The sequence below is a fragment of the Pigmentiphaga sp. GD03639 genome (assembly GCF_029845405.1).
Classification (GTDB): domain Bacteria; phylum Pseudomonadota; class Gammaproteobacteria; order Burkholderiales; family Burkholderiaceae_B; genus Pigmentiphaga; species Pigmentiphaga daeguensis.
Genome location: NZ_JAOCLR010000003.1, coordinates 121,302 through 135,451 on the forward strand (window position 1 = coordinate 121,302; position 14,150 = coordinate 135,451).

The window sequence follows — 14,150 nt, forward strand, 5'->3', positions numbered from 1 at the left end:
ATGTCCACCGTCATGCAAGAAACCCAACACGGGCCGGCCGTGCGCGTACAGGCCAAGGCCGAGTCCGCCGCCCACCTGGCCCCGGCCATCGAAACCCTGGCCATGCCCCGGCCGGATCCGGGCCACGCCGTCGTCAAGGTGGCCAGTGCGGCCGTCAATCCCAGCGACGTGAAGGCGGCGCTGGGCCTGATGCCGCAGGCCGTCTGGCCGCGCACGCCCGGGCGCGACTTCGCCGGCACGGTGGTGGCCGGCCCCACCGAATGGATAGGCCGCCGCGTCTGGGGCTCGGGCGGCGACCTGGGCATCACGCGGGACGGCTCCCATGCCGCCTGGCTCACGCTGCCGCTGGCCGCGCTGGAGGAAATGCCCGCGGGCCTGGACTTCGATGCCGCCGGCTCGATAGGCGTGCCGTTCGTGACGGCCTACGAAGGTTTCCAACGCAGCGGCATGCCGCTGCCGGGCCAGGTGGTCGCCGTCATGGGGGCCAACGGCAAGGTGGGGCAGGCCGCCGTCCAGCTCGCGGCGCAGGCGGGAGCCCGCGTCATCGCGGTCCAGCGCCGGCCGGGACCCTACGCCGGCTTCGCCTGCGCGCCGGTCGAGGTCGTGGACGCCAGCCGGGAAGACGTGGCCGCGCGGCTGCGCGAGCTCACCGACGGCCGCGGCGTGGACCTGGTCTACAACACCGTGGGCAGCCCGTACTTCCAGGCCGCCAACCAGGCCATGGCCAAGCGCGCCACGCAGATCTTCATCTCCACGGTCGAGCGCCCGGTGCCGTTCGACATCTTCACGTTCTACCGCGCCATGCACACCTACGTGGGCGTGGATTCGCTGGCCATGGACTGCACCGAGGCGGCCGCGCACCTGCGGGCGCTGCGGCCGGGGTTCGAGGCCGGCACGCTGCGGCCGTTCCCCGTCGGCGCCGATGCCGTCTATGCACTGACCGACGCGCTCGATGCCTACCGCACGGTAATCGGCGGATCGGACCAGCGCATCGTGCTGCGGCCGTGGGAAGGCCAGGCATGAACGTCACACGCTATCCCGAGGCTCCCGTCTACGAGGCTCCCAACCACTTCGACATGCGCTGCGTGCGCCTGCAGGGCAGGGAAGCCGGCCCGGCCGAACAACTGTGGCTGGGCGTCTCGACGCTGGAACCCGGCGGCCACACCTCGCTGGATGGCTCTCCCATGGAGAAGCACTACGTGGTCCTGGAAGGCGAGCTGACCGTCGTGAGCGAGCTGGACGGGGTGCGGCAGGAAGCCACGCTGGCGCGCCTGGACTCATGCCGCCTGGCGCCCGGCGAGAAACGCCAGTTGATCAACCGCAGCGGCCGGACGGCATCGGTGCTGCTGGCCATGCCATTCAGCCCACCCGTCCCGGGCTAGGGCCGCCGTTCCATTCGATAAACCAGAGGAGACACACCATGCAACGACATTCCCACGCTCGCCGGACCTCGCTGCGCGTCCTCGCGGCCGCGACTATGCTGGCCGCGGGCGCGAGCGTTCAGGCCCAGGGCAACTGGCCGCAAGGCGGCCCCATCCGCTTCATCGTCCCGTTCACCGCCGGCAGCGGCACCGACGTGGTGGCGCGTTCGATCGCCGACAAGCTGGGCCCCATCCTGGGCGCACAGATCGTGGTCGAGAACAAGCCGGGCGCGGGCGGCACGCTGGGCGCCGCGCAGGTGGCCAAGGCGCCCGCCGATGGCTACACGCTGCTGATCCACAGTTCGGGCCACCTCGTCAATCCGTCCATTTACCCGAACCTGCCGTACGACACGCTCAAGGACTTCGAGGGCATCACGCCGCTGGCCAGCCTGCCCAACGTGCTGGTGGTCTCGCCCTCGGCAGGGTACAAGAACCTGGGCGACCTGGTCGCCAAGGCCAAGGCCGATCCCGGCAAGCTGTTCTATGCCTCCGCCGGCAACGGCTCGGCCACGCACATGAACGCGGAACAGTTCCGGGTGGCCGCCGGCATCGATGCCGTGCACGTGCCGTTCCGCGGGACGCCCGAGGCCATCACCGAGACCATCGCCGGCCGTACGACCTGGTTCTTCGCGCCCCTGGTATCGGCCCTGCCCATGATCAAGGACGGCAAGCTGCAGGCGCTGGCCGTCGGTACCGCCGCGCGTTCGGCCGCGCTGCCCGACGTGCCCTCCATGACCGACTCGGGCCTGCCGGCCGCGGCCTACACGTTCTGGGTGGGCCTGTTCGCGCCGGCCAAGACGCCCCAGCCCGTGGTCGACAAGATCCACGCCGGCGTGCTGAAGGTGCTGGAGATGCCCGACATCAAGACCCGCTTCGCCAACCTGGGCGCCGCCCCCATGCCCATGGACCAGAAGGCCTTCGAGAAGTACCTGGCCGACGAGACGAAGTCCGCGTCGCAGCTGGTGAAAGCCGCAGGCATCAAGATCGAGTAGGCGAGCGTCGCTCCCGCCGGTCGTCCCCAAGGAAAAACGGCCTCGCTTCTTTCGAAAGCGAGGCCGTTCCCGTTTCGGGGGGACGCGATCAGTCCAGCATCGGCAGCTTGGCCTCTTCGGCCAATTTCTTCAGCGAAGCCTGGCCGTCCAGCATGAACTTGGCGAAGTCCTTGCCGACGATCATGTTCAACTGCGAGCCCATCTGGTCGAACTGTTCGCTCATGCCGGGCTTGGACAGTTCGGTGGTCAGGATGTTGGTGATCTTGGCGATCACGTCGGGCGGGGTGTTCGCCGGCGCGTACAGGCCCAGCCAGGTGGAGAACTGCAGCTGGGGATAGCCCAGCTCCACCGTGGTGGGGACGTCCGGCAGGGTCGGCCAGCGCTTGGGTCCCATGACGGCCAGCGCGTGGACGCGGCCGCTCTTGGCGTTGGGCGCGACGCTGCCCGGGGAGTCGAACATGGACTGGACCTGTCCGCCCATCAGGTCGTTCATGGCCGGAGCCGCGCCGCGATAGGGGATGTGCAGCATGTTGGCGCCGACGCCGTGGGCGAACAGTTCACCCGCCAGGTGGTAGCCGGTGCCGTTGCCCGAGGACGCGAAGGTGGTGCCCGGGTGCGACTTCACGTAGGCCACGAAGTCCTTGAAGTCCTTGACCGGCAGCGAACGGGTGGCGACCACCACGTGCGGCGACACGGTCACCGTCATGATGGGCGTGAAGTCCTTGTTCGCGTCGTAGGGCACGTCCTTGCGCAGCACGGGGGCGACCAGGTGCGTGGACGAGGACGTCAGCAGCAGGGTGTAGCCGTCGGCCGGCGATTTGGCGACGAAGTTCGCGCCGATCGCGCCGCCCGCGCCGGTCTTGTTCTCGACGATGGTGGCCTGGCCCCAGTTCTGTTGCAGCTTCTGGGCGAGCAGGCGCGCGACCGTGTCGGTGTTCGTGCCGGGAGGGAACGGATTGATGATGCGGACGGGGCGGTCGGGGTAGGGTCCGGCATGAGCGGGAGCGACGGCCAGGGTGCCCAGCACGAGGGCGGCGGCGAGTGCGCGATACATAGATGAAACAACCTTGAAATGGTAAATGGGCTTTGTGGTCTTATCGTTGCCGCGAGCAACTATCCATTATACGTGCATGAGCCGGAAAGCCCCGTGCCACGCGGGCTTCGCGCTAGACTGTCGCTCCGTCCGAGCATCCGCCCCCTGGCGAATACGACCTTGACCGACACCTGTTCCTCCCTGATCGTGGATGGCCTGCACGGCCGTCTCGCCGGCCCTTTCGACCTGGGTATCGAAGGCGGGGAGTGCGTGGCCTTGTCCGGCCCGTCCGGCGTGGGCAAGAGCCTGCTGTTGCGCATGATCGCCGACCTTGAACCGGCCCGGGGCCGCGTCGAGCTGGACGGCGTGGACCGCGACCGCATGCCGGCCCCGGCCTTCAGGCGCCAGGTTACTTATGTCGCCGCCGACGCCGGATGGTGGGCGGACATCGTGGCCGATCACATGGCGTATCCGGAGCGGGCGCGGGCGCTGCTGCCCGGGCTGGGGCTGGCCGATGCACTGTTCGAGGCGCCCGTGGCCACGCTGTCGACCGGACAGCGCCAGCGGCTCGCGCTGGTGCGAGCCATCTCGCAGCACCCGCGTTTCCTGTTGCTGGACGAACCGACCTCGGCCCTGGATCCCGAAGCCACCGCCCAGGTCGAGGCCCTGTTGGCGCGGCTGCGCGAGCAGGGCACCGGGCTGCTGGTGGTCACGCATGACGCGTCCCAGGCCGTGCGCATCGCCACCCGGCGGTTGCGCATGACCCCCGGCGGATTGGAGGACGAAACGCCATGAGCCCCATTTCACTGACGCCGATGGAACTGGCCATGGCGGCCGTGCTGGTGCTGGCCAGCGCCGCGCTGTCGCTGCGGCTGGCGCTGGGGATCCAGCGTCCGCTGCTGGTGGCGGCGGCACGCATGGTCGTGCAACTGGTCCTGGTGGGCCTGTTCCTGCGGCAGGTGTTCGCGTTGACCTCGCCCTGGGTGACCGGCGCGGTCGTTGCGCTGATGATCGCCGCGGCCTGCCACGAAGTCGGCTCCAGGCAGGAACGGCGCTTCCAGGGAGCATGGCGCTATGGGGTGGGCGGCGTGCCGGTGGGCGTCGCCACGCTGGGCATCGCGCTGCTGGCGCTGGCGACGGCGCTGCGTCCCGACCCCTGGTACGACCCGCGCCACGCAATCCCGCTGGCCGGCATCGTCCTGGGCACGGCCATGAACAGCGCCAGCCTGGCCTTGAACGGCGTGTTCACCTCGGTCTCGCGCGAACGCGCGGCCATCGAGGCCCGGCTGGCCCTGGGCGCCGACCGCTACACCGCGTTCCGGAACATCATCCGGGGCGCGGTGCGGGCGGGGGTGCTGCCGGTGATGAACCAGATGGCGGCGGCGGGCGTCATCACCATGCCCGGCATCATGACCGGCCAGATCCTGGCCGGCATGGACCCCATCGAATCGGCCAAGTACCAGATCCTGCTGATGTTCCTGCTGGCCGGCGGCGGCTTCGCGGCGTCGGCCGGTTCGGTCTACCTGGCGGTGTGGCGGCTGACCGACGCACGCGACCGCCTGAGGCTGGAGCGGCTGGTCTCGCGGCACGGCGGCTGACGCTGCGGCCGCGCGGCCGATGCCGTTGCAACCGGCCGCTGCAACTGGATACCTTGTCGGGGCCGCCTGCCGCGGCCTTGCGCTATGCTTGGCTCGTTGCACACCTGTGCTCGAGGAGCCGATTGAAAATGATGCTCAAACCGCGACGCGAAATTTTCCTTGTCCTGCTGCTGGCAGGTTCGCTGGGCATGACGCCCGCATGGGCCGATCCGCCCGGCGGCAAAGGCAATGGCAATGCCCACGCCGGAGGCGGACACGGGGGCGGCAAGGGGCAGGGAAGCAAGGGCCACGGGCAAGGGCAGGGCGACAAGGTGTCGGGCAAGCGCGCCGATGGCGGCGACGACCTGGTCCGCGCGGGCATCACGGTATCGCTGGCCAGGAACTATGCCTCCGACTACCAGGCGGTGGGCTATGGCCCCTTGCCCCCGGGCATACGCAAGAACCTGGCCCGGGGCAAGCCGCTGCCACCGGGCATCGCCAAGAAGGCCGTGCCGTCCGGCATGCTGTCGAGGTTGCCGGTCTATCCCGGCTACGAGTGGCGTGTGGCGGGCACGGACCTGATCCTGGTGTCGCTGGCCACCCTGGTCGTAGCCGACGTGCTCGCCGACGTATTCCGTTGACCGGACTGCGAAGCATCCATTCCAAGCACGCATTTCCAAGGAGAACAAGGTGCGAAGCCTGATCACTGCCTTTTTCGTCATGCTGGCGGCCACGCTGTCCGGCTGCGGCTACAACGACCTGCAACGCGCGGACGAACAGGTCAAGGCCAGCTGGTCCGAGGTCCTGAACCAGTACCAGCGGCGCGCTGACCTCATCCCCAACCTGGTCAACACGGTCAAGGGCTATGCCAGCCACGAGCAGGATACGCTGACCGCCGTGGTCAACGCCCGCGCCCAGGCCACCGGCATCAACGCGACGCCCGAGCTGGTCAACGATCCCGAGGCCTTCGCCAAGTTCGATGCCGCCCAGCAGCAGCTGACTAGCGCGCTGTCGCGCCTGATGGTGGTGGTGGAGCGCTACCCGGACCTGAAGGCGAATGAGAACTTCCGCGACCTGCAGGCACAGCTCGAAGGCACCGAAAACCGGATCACCGTGGCCCGCAATCGCTACATCAAGTCGGTCCAGGACTACAACGTGATCGTGCGCTCGTTCCCGAGCAACCTGACCGCGAAGGCTTTCGGCTATCCGGTGAAGGCCAATTTCTCGGTGGCCAACGAAAGCGCCATTTCCACGCCGCCCACCGTCGACTTCGGCGGCAACAAGCCCGCGGGCGCCCGATGAGCGCATGGCGGGCCTGGGGGCGCCGGGCGTCGGCATGGCTGGCCGCCGGGCTTGCCGTGCTGTGGCTGGCTGCCGCGCCGGCCCAGGCCGCCAGCGATGGCCTGGTGGCGATTCCGCCGTTCGGCGGGCTGGTCACCGACCTGACCTCGACGCTGACCGCCGAGCAGCGCTCCGGACTGGAACAGCAATTGCGGGCGTTCCAGGAGCGCAAGGGCAGCCAGGTCGCGATCCTGATCGTCCCCAGCACCGTGCCAGAGAGCATCGAGCAGTATTCGCTGCGGGTGGCCGAGGCCTGGAAGCCCGGCCGCAAGAACGTGGACGACGGCGTACTGTTCCTGGTGGCCAAGGACGATCGGCGCATGCGGATCGAAGTGGGCTACGGACTGGAGGGGGTGCTGAACGATGCCACGGCGAACCGCATCCTGAACGAGATCGTCACGCCGCGATTCCGCGAGGGCGATTACTACGGTGGCATCTCCCAGGGAGCCGACCGCATCATGCGGCTCATCGACGGCGAACCGCTGCCGCCGCCGCCCCAGCGCGCCGCCCGGGAAGGCGGTGACCTGGAAGGCATCGCCCCCGTATTGCTGATCGTCGCGCTGGTGGCGGGCGGCATGCTGCGGCGTGCCCTGGGCAGGCTGCCGGGCGCGCTCGTGACCGGCGGTGTCGTGGGCGGCGCGGCCTGGCTGCTGTCCGGCGCGGTGGCCATCGCGATCCTGGGCGCCGTGCTGGCGTTCTTCTTCACCCTGGTGGGTGGCGGCTTCGCCGGCCTGCCGGGCGGCTACGGCGGCAGCCATCGCGGGGGCCGCGGAGGAGGGGGCTTTGGCGGCGGAGGATTCGGCGGCGGCGGCTTCGGTGGTGGTGGGGGCGGCGGCTTCGGTGGCGGCGGCGCTTCGGGACGGTGGTAGGCATGGCGATCAAACGATTCCTCAAGCATCTGGTGACGACCCGCCGCGCGGCGCACCGGGCTTTCCCGGCCCGGTCGCTGGACCGCATCGAGCGAACCATCCGCGAGGTCGAGTCGCGCCATGACGGCCAGATCCGTTTCGTGGTCGAGGCCGCGCTGGACATGGGCCCGCTGTGGCAGCAGCAGTCGCCGCGGGAACGGGCGCTGGAAGTCTTCGCGCTGCAAGGCGTATGGGACACGCCCGACAACAACGGCATCCTTCTGTACGTGCTGATGGCCGACCATGCGGTCGAGATCGTCTGCGACCGGGGCATCCACGCCTGCGAAACCGCCGGGACCTGGGAAGCCGTCTGCCGCGGCATCCAGGAGGCGTTTGCCCAGGGCCGCTACGAGCAGGGCGTGATCGAGGGTATCACCGCGCTGGGCGCCTCACTGGCCCGGCACTACCCCGGCGCGTCCCGCGCCAACACGCTGCCCGATCGTCCGCGGATCATGTAGCGCTCAGGGGACGGCCGCGTCCCTTTCATGAAAGTGTCACCCATGCCTCCTAGCATTCGCCCAGACGCGAATCGGGAGGCATGATTCCCTGGTTTCCGGAACCGGGATGCCGCCGTCGATTCGACGTTGCAACGCACCCCTCCTTGGAAACCAGAACAATGTCCGATACGTTACTCAACAACTCGCGCCGCCAGGCGCTCAAGTTCCTGGCCGGCGCGCCCGCCATGCTGCCTCTCGGGACGGTCACCGCGTCCCTGCTGGCCGCCTGTGGCGGGGACGACGATCCCATCACGCCCACGCCCCAGCCGTCCGCGGATTTCGTGTCGGCCTCGTTCACCTCCACCCCCGCGCCGTCGCTGTCCAATCCGGCGGCGATGGCCACGACCACCGTGAACTCCACCCTGACGGTGAAGCTGAGCGACGGCAGTTCCCACGCCTACAAGCTGGCGTACCAGCCGTTCTTCATCACCGGCGACATGGTATCGGACGGCAAGGGCGGCAAGATCCTGGCCGGCGGCTACGTCGACATCAACAACAAGCCGATCATCGACAAGTCGGTGGCAGGCAAGGAACGCCAGATCTTCTCGGACTCGCCGGACGGCACCTCGCTGCTCGCGCTGTCCAACGCCAACGTCCCGGGCATCAAGGGCAAGGCCGTGTTCGCCGTGGTGCAGTTCGAGTACACGACGCGCGACCAGAGCGGCGCCGATACCTACGGCACGCTGCCGTCGCCCATCGCCGTCCTGACCCTGGACCAGGACCAGGCCACCGGCAAGCTGAGCCTGGTCAAGTACCACAACGTCGACACCTCGGCGGCGCATGGCCTGTGGATCACTTGTGGCGCGAGCCTGTCGCCCTGGAACACCCACCTGTCCAGCGAGGAGTACGAACCGGATGCTCCTTTCGTTTCGACCAACGCCCAGTTCAAGGCCTTCAGCAAGAACCTGTACGGCGACGAGACCAAGGCCCGCCCCTACCACTACGGCCACATTCCCGAAGTCACGGTGAATCCGGACGGCACGGGTTCGATCAAGAAGCACTATTGCATGGGGCGGATCTCGCACGAGCTGATCCAGGTGATGCCCGACAACCGCACGGTGCTGATGGGCGACGACGCCACCAACAGCGGCCTGTTCGTGTTCGTGGCGGACAAGGAGAAGGACCTGTCGGCGGGCACGCTGTATGTCGCCAAGCTGGGGCCCGGTTTCTCGGTCGACCCGGCCGCGCCCGGCGCCAACCTGACCTGGATCAAGCTGGGCCACGCCACCAGCGCGGAGATCGAGCAGATGGCCAACACGCTCGATCCCGAGGACATCATGACGGTGCTCAAGTCCGATCCCTCGGACGCGACCTATACGAAGATCTTCTCGAACGGCGCGGCAAACTGGGTCAAGGTCAAGCCTGGCATGGAGAAGGCCGCCGCCTTCCTGGAGACGCACCGCTACGCCTATCTGATGGGCGGCAGCATGGGCTTCACCAAGATGGAGGGCACCACGGTCAACATCAAGGACAAGGTGGCCTACTCGGCCCTGCAGAACATCCAGGACTCCATGGTCAAGGGCAATGCCAAGGGCTGGAACGAGCAAAGCGGCATCGCGCTGGACAAGGCGCTGATCGCCGGCGGCGTGCTGGCCCATACCCTGGCCGGCGGCCAGAAAGACCAGACCGGCGCGGCCATCAACAGCGAATGGATGCCGGTGCACACCAGGATGCTGCTGGTGGGCGAGGATATCGCGGCCGACGCCTTGGGCAACAAGGCCAACCCGGAACTGGTGGCCAACCCGGACAACCTCAAGTTCTCGGAAAAACTGCGCACGCTGTTCATCGGCGAGGACAGCGGCTCGCACGTGAACAACTTCCTGTGGGCCTACAACGTCGACACCAAGTCGCTGTCGCGGCTGCTGTCGGTACCCGCGGGCGGCGAGTCGACCGGCCTGCACGCCGTGGATGAGATCAACGGCTGGACCTACATCATGAGCAACTTCCAGCACGCCGGTGACTGGAGCTCGCTGCACGACAAGGTCAAGGACACGCTGGATCCGCTGATCCGTTCCAACTACAAGGACCGCTTCGGCGCCGCGGTGGGGTACCTGACCGCCGATCCCACGAGCATCAAGCTCAAGGGTTGACGGCCGGGGAGCCCGGGCCGGCTTCGTCGCCGGCCTCTGGCTGCCGCACCAGCAGCACCGGCACCGGCGCCTCGCGCAGGATCTTCTCGGCGCTGCTGCCCAGCACCATGCGGGGCAGGCCGCGCCGGCCGTGGGTGCCGATCACGATCAGGTCCGCCGGCCATGTGCGCGCTTCCTGGATGACCAGGTCGTGCACGGGGCCGGCGAAATTGTCGTGCAGCACCGTATCCGCCGCGATGCCGGCGGCCTTCGCCTTGGCATCGGCCTGCTGGATCAGTTCGGCGCCGTTGGCGCGCAGGACGTTGATCCAGTCGGAATAGGCGGCGTAGGCGCCCATGGAACCGGCCAGCGACAACTCGTCGATCACGTGCATCAGGCGCAACTGCCCCTTGGTCAGCGCGGCGATGCGCAGGGCCTCGTCCAGCCCGCGGTTGGAGGTGGGGCTGCCGTCGACGGGAACGAGTATGCGCTGGTACATGGGGATGCTCCTGGTTCGTGGTGACCGCTCGGGTCAGAAATAGAAGGAAACCTCGGCACGCCCCGAGGCCGGGACGCGGACCTGGCGGCTTTGCCGGGCCGATCCGTACTCCGCATCGATGCGGTAGTCGCCCGGCGCGAGCCGGGCCAACAGGTAGGGGCCCTGGGTGGTCACGGACAGGACGTCCTTGCCGCCGCTGTCGCGGATGGCCACGCGCACGTCGGCTACGTATTCACCGCTCTTGGCGGCCGCCAGCACGCGCAGGCTGTAGTCCTTCATGCCCCGGATGGCGGCCGACTCGTCCTGGCCCACGCCGCCCGTCACGTAGGCGATGCCGTTCTGTTCGCCCTTGTCCATCGCCTGGCCGGCCAACGGCCACGCGGCCGCCAGCGCCAGCGCCAGCGCCAGCGGCGCCGCCCATCGTAGGTTCTGCTTCATGATGCTGCTCCTTGCCGATCTCCGGGCCATGCGGGCCCATGTATCAATGGGAAAACAGGACCGGCACGGTCATCGACTCCAACAAGGTCCGAGTCGTGCCGCCCAGGACCGCCTCCCGCACGCGGCTGTGGCCGTAGGCGCCCATCACGATCAGGTCGCAGGCGTTGTCGGCGGCCGCGTTCAGGATGCAATTGCCGATTCCTATCCCCGCGCTTTCGCGCACCGTTTCCTGCGGGATGGGATATTGCCGCCCGGCGCAGTAGGCCAGGAAGTCGGCTCGCTTGGTCTGGGCCGCCTGCTCCGGTTCGGACGGCGGGTCGACCCGCAGCGCGAACAGTTCGGTGGCTTCTTCCAGGACGGGGCCGGCATCGGCCAGTGCGCGGGCCGACTCGCGGCGTTCGTCCCAGCAGAAAAGCACGCGGCGGCCGATGGCGTTGAATTCGCCCACCGATGGCCACATCAGGAGCGGACGGCCCGCGCCCAGCATCACGGTGGCCAGCAGGACCGGCATTTGTTGCGGCCCCGGGTCGGCATCGTCGGGCTGGCTCATGACCAGCAGGTCGCAATAACGCGCCTGCTCGCACAGGACGTTCTCGGCCAGGCCATTGCCGGTGCGCCAGTGCGCCGTCACGCCGGTCTCGCCAGCGACTTCCTGCAACAGGGCCTCGGTGGCGGCGCGGTCGTCGTCCACGCGCTGGCGCAGCATGCGATTGACGTCGTCGGAAACGAAGAAACCTTCGTAGAGGTAGGGAAGGGGGCGGCCGAAGCTGGCGTGGATGCCGACCAGCGTGGCATCGTGCTCGGCGGCCAGTTGCGCCGCGGCGCGTACGCGCCGCCTGCAGCCCCGGTCCAGATCCAGATGAACTGCGATACGTCCCAGCATATGCGCCTCCAGCCGTGAGTGGATGACTCCATCCTAGCCGCGACGCGATGCGTGAACCTTGATCTGGCTCAAGTCCGCCGCACGCGTGGGCGACGGTGGCAACTCATAAATAGTCTGGTACGAAAAAAGCCAAAAGGAAAGGGCGCTGGCGGGAGAGTTGGTAACCAGAACTGAACGGGTGCTAGACCGCCGCCGCGCGCCGCGCCAGCAGGATGGCATTGGCCGCCGCCAGCGCCAGCGGGACGGTCACCAGGCCGATGAAGCCGTTCCAGCCGGCCAGGTCCAGCGCGTAGCCGCCGCCCAGCCCGATCAGGCTGGATCCGCAGTAGTACCCGAACAGATACAGGGAAGACGCCTGGGCACGGCCTTGCCGGGCTGCGCGCGCGACCCAGGAACTGCAGATCGAGTGCGCGCCGAAGAAGCCGAAGGTCAGCACGGCCATCCCGAGAACCAGCAGCCACAGGTTGTCCGACAGGGTCAGCAGTGCGCCGGCCAATTGCAGCAGGACGCCCGCCGCCATGACGCGGCCATGTCCCAGGCGCGCGGCCAGGTCGCCCATCCAGGCGGAACTGACGATGCCCGCCAGGTAGACCACCGACACCATGCCGACCACGGCGTGGCTGAGCGAGAACGGCGGGGCGAGCAGCCGGAAGCCGATGTAGTTGTACACGGCGACGAAACCGCCCATCAGCAGGAAGCCCTGGGCGAACAGCCGCAGCATGGCGGGATTGCGCAGATGGGACCGGAAGCTGCCCAGGGCGCCGGCCAGGTCCAGCGCGCGCGGCTTGAAATGCCGCGACGCGGGCAATGTCCTCCAGAACAGCACCGCCCCGGCGAAGCCGATCAGGCCGATGACCAGGGCCGCGACGCGCCAGCCGTGGCCGTCGGCGATCACGCCGGCCAGCAGGCGGCCGGACATCCCGCCGATGGCGGAGCCGCCGATGTACAGGCCCATGGCCAGGCCGGCGGCGCGGGGCTCCATTTCCTCGCCCACGTAGGCCATGGCGACGGCCGGCAGGCCGCTCAGGGTGATGCCCATCAAGGCGCGCAGCGTCAGCAGCGCCGGCCATTGCGGAAAGAGGGCCATCGCGGTGGTCAGGGTCGCCGAGCCCAGCAGCGAGGCGAACATCAGCGTGCGCCGGCCCAGCCGCTCGGACACCGCGCTGGCTGCCAGCATGGAGATGGCCAGCAGGGCGGTCGACAGCGACAGCGCCAGGCTGCTGGCGGCGGCCGACAGGCCGAAATCATGGGCGAACAGCGGCATCAGCGGCTGGACGAAATACAGCAGCGAAAAAGTCGAGAAGCCGGAAGCGAACAGCGCGACCACCGCGCGCCAGAAGGCCGGCGTGCCGCGTTCGATGTGGCCGGGCGGCTGGGCCGGCACGGCCGGTGAAACGGTGGTATCCGCGCGAGACAGGGGGGCGCCGGCGGGCGGAGCGGAAGACATGGCAGTCGAGCAAGTGACGTTCTAGGGGTTAACTCTAGGCCTTTTGTCTGATATCGTCCAATACTGAAATCATGCCCAGTAATATCCAATCCCTATGATAGATCTGCGCCGGGTAAGGTATTTCGTGGCGGTGGCCGAGGAACTGCATTTCGGCCGGGCAGCGGCCCGGCTGGGCATTTCCCAGCCGCCGCTGAGCCAGCAATTGCAGGCCCTGGAGCAGGACCTGGGAGCGCGGCTGCTCCACCGCAACAAGCGACAGGTTTCCCTGACCGAGGCAGGCCAGCTGTTCCTGCCCGAGGCCCGCGCGCTGCTGGCCCAGGCCGAACGCGCGGCATCCATCGCGGCGCGTGCCGCGCGGGGCGAACTGGGCACGCTGCGCGTGGGTTTCACCGAAAGCGCGGTCCTGACGGGGGCGCTGCCCAACCTGTTGTCGCGTTTCCGCGAACGCCATCCGGCCGTGGCTGTGCAATTGATCGAAGAGACCAGCCAGGAACAGATCCAGGCCCTGCTGGACGGACGCAGCGACGTGGGATTCATGCGTCTGCCCGCCAGCGGCGCCTTTCCCGCGGAACTCGACGCGCATCCGCTGTTGTCCGATCCGCTGGTCGCGGTCTTGCCGCGCCGGCACCGGCTGGCCGGCGCCAGTGAGGCGCTGGGCGTTGCCGAACTGGCCCAGGAACCCTTTGTCTTCTTCGCTCCCGGCGCGGGCACCGGCGTCTACAGCCAGGCACTGAACCTGTGCCGGGCGGCGGGCTACGCGCCCCGCATCGCCCAGGAGGCCCGGGAAGTGGTGACCATCGCGGGGCTGGTGGCGGCGCGGCTGGGCGTCTCCATCCTGCCGGCCTCGGTGCGCCGGCTGGACGTGGCCGGCGTGGTCATCCGGACGCTGCGCGAACCCGAGGCCGCTTCGAAGCTGTGGCTGGCCAGCCGGCGCGACGGCGCCTCGGCCACCGGGGCCGCTTTCCGGCGCCTGGCGGTGGAGCCGCAGCCCGCCTCCTTATAATCGTCCCACCGTACCGAATTCCGCTCCCGCCTCCCGCCGCAT

At 68.6% G+C, this 14,150-nt stretch carries 16 protein-coding genes; 11 read left to right on the top strand and 5 right to left on the bottom strand.

Translation table 11 applies throughout. The annotated features are described in order from the left end of the window. Genes N5K27_RS04355 through N5K27_RS04365 form a run of 3 tightly spaced genes read left to right on the top strand, consistent with a single transcriptional unit; the run spans position 1 to position 2,413 of the window. Entirely contained in the window at positions 1-1,023 is a 1,023-nt protein-coding gene (locus N5K27_RS04355) for a zinc-binding alcohol dehydrogenase family protein (protein ID WP_279814896.1), read from the top strand. Further along, a complete protein-coding gene (locus tag N5K27_RS04360) occupies positions 1,020-1,382 on the top strand; it encodes a cupin domain-containing protein (RefSeq protein ID WP_087840149.1) in 363 nt (120 codons plus the stop codon). The genes N5K27_RS04355 and N5K27_RS04360 overlap by 4 nt, the downstream gene beginning before the upstream one ends. A 38-nt stretch (positions 1,383-1,420) precedes the next feature. Beyond that, positions 1,421-2,413, top strand: a complete 993-nt coding sequence (locus N5K27_RS04365; RefSeq protein WP_279814898.1) for a tripartite tricarboxylate transporter substrate binding protein — start codon at positions 1,421-1,423, stop codon at positions 2,411-2,413. A gap of 88 nt (positions 2,414-2,501) precedes the next feature. Here N5K27_RS04365 and N5K27_RS04370 read toward each other — a convergent pair whose 3' ends face one another. After that, the gene (locus N5K27_RS04370; protein ID WP_087840151.1) at positions 2,502-3,467 is read right to left on the bottom strand and encodes a tripartite tricarboxylate transporter substrate binding protein; all 966 of its coding nucleotides are present in this window, start codon (positions 3,465-3,467) and stop codon (positions 2,502-2,504) included. A 159-nt stretch (positions 3,468-3,626) separates the two neighbouring features. Between N5K27_RS04370 and N5K27_RS04375 the strand changes: the two genes are divergently transcribed. The 7 genes from N5K27_RS04375 to N5K27_RS04405 all read left to right on the top strand — a co-directional run bounded on the left by N5K27_RS04375 (position 3,627) and on the right by N5K27_RS04405 (position 9,859). Beyond that, a complete protein-coding gene (locus tag N5K27_RS04375) occupies positions 3,627-4,241 on the top strand; it encodes an ATP-binding cassette domain-containing protein (RefSeq protein WP_279814901.1) in 615 nt (204 codons plus the stop codon). Further along, the gene (locus tag N5K27_RS04380) at positions 4,238-5,044 is read left to right on the top strand and encodes an ABC transporter permease (protein WP_087840153.1); all 807 of its coding nucleotides are present in this window, start codon (positions 4,238-4,240) and stop codon (positions 5,042-5,044) included. Before N5K27_RS04375 ends, N5K27_RS04380 begins: the two co-directional genes overlap by 4 nt. Before the next feature lie 131 nt (positions 5,045-5,175). Then, positions 5,176-5,664 (top strand): anti-virulence regulator CigR family protein, encoded by a 489-nt coding sequence (locus tag N5K27_RS04385; protein ID WP_132978917.1) that lies wholly within the window; start codon positions 5,176-5,178, stop codon positions 5,662-5,664. Positions 5,665-5,743: 79 nt separating this feature from the next. Continuing rightward, entirely contained in the window at positions 5,744-6,325 is a 582-nt protein-coding gene (locus tag N5K27_RS04390) for a LemA family protein (protein WP_087840287.1), read from the top strand. Beyond that, complete coding sequence (locus N5K27_RS04395; RefSeq protein ID WP_132978853.1) at positions 6,322-7,233, top strand: TPM domain-containing protein; 912 nt, start codon at positions 6,322-6,324, stop codon at positions 7,231-7,233. Before N5K27_RS04390 ends, N5K27_RS04395 begins: the two co-directional genes overlap by 4 nt. Positions 7,234-7,235: 2 nt before the next feature. Then, positions 7,236-7,730 carry a TPM domain-containing protein gene (locus N5K27_RS04400; protein WP_087840155.1) on the top strand — a complete coding sequence of 165 codons (495 nt, stop codon included), beginning with the start codon at positions 7,236-7,238 and terminating at the stop codon, positions 7,728-7,730. A 158-nt stretch (positions 7,731-7,888) separates the two neighbouring features. Further along, a complete protein-coding gene (locus N5K27_RS04405; RefSeq protein ID WP_132978855.1) occupies positions 7,889-9,859 on the top strand; it encodes an alkaline phosphatase PhoX in 1,971 nt (656 codons plus the stop codon). On the opposite strand, the gene N5K27_RS04410 is transcribed toward N5K27_RS04405, so the two are convergent. The 4 genes from N5K27_RS04410 to N5K27_RS04425 all read right to left on the bottom strand — a co-directional run bounded on the left by N5K27_RS04410 (position 9,849) and on the right by N5K27_RS04425 (position 13,105). Continuing rightward, positions 9,849-10,337, bottom strand: a complete 489-nt coding sequence (locus N5K27_RS04410; protein WP_279814906.1) for a universal stress protein — start codon at positions 10,335-10,337, stop codon at positions 9,849-9,851. The two genes, N5K27_RS04405 and N5K27_RS04410, sit on opposite strands and share 11 nt — an antisense overlap. Before the next feature lie 33 nt (positions 10,338-10,370). Further along, positions 10,371-10,775: a carboxypeptidase-like regulatory domain-containing protein gene (locus N5K27_RS04415; protein WP_279814908.1), complete on the bottom strand. Its 405-nt coding sequence runs from the start codon at positions 10,773-10,775 to the stop codon at positions 10,371-10,373. A 43-nt stretch (positions 10,776-10,818) separates the two neighbouring features. Next, a complete protein-coding gene (locus tag N5K27_RS04420; protein WP_132978856.1) occupies positions 10,819-11,658 on the bottom strand; it encodes a universal stress protein in 840 nt (279 codons plus the stop codon). A 181-nt stretch (positions 11,659-11,839) separates the two neighbouring features. After that, the gene (locus tag N5K27_RS04425) at positions 11,840-13,105 is read right to left on the bottom strand and encodes an MFS transporter (RefSeq protein WP_279814910.1); all 1,266 of its coding nucleotides are present in this window, start codon (positions 13,103-13,105) and stop codon (positions 11,840-11,842) included. Positions 13,106-13,199: 94 nt separating this feature from the next. On the opposite strand from N5K27_RS04425, the gene N5K27_RS04430 reads away from it, so the two are divergent. Further along, a complete protein-coding gene (locus N5K27_RS04430) occupies positions 13,200-14,108 on the top strand; it encodes a LysR family transcriptional regulator (protein WP_279814911.1) in 909 nt (302 codons plus the stop codon). Positions 14,109-14,150: the final 42 nt, after the last annotated feature.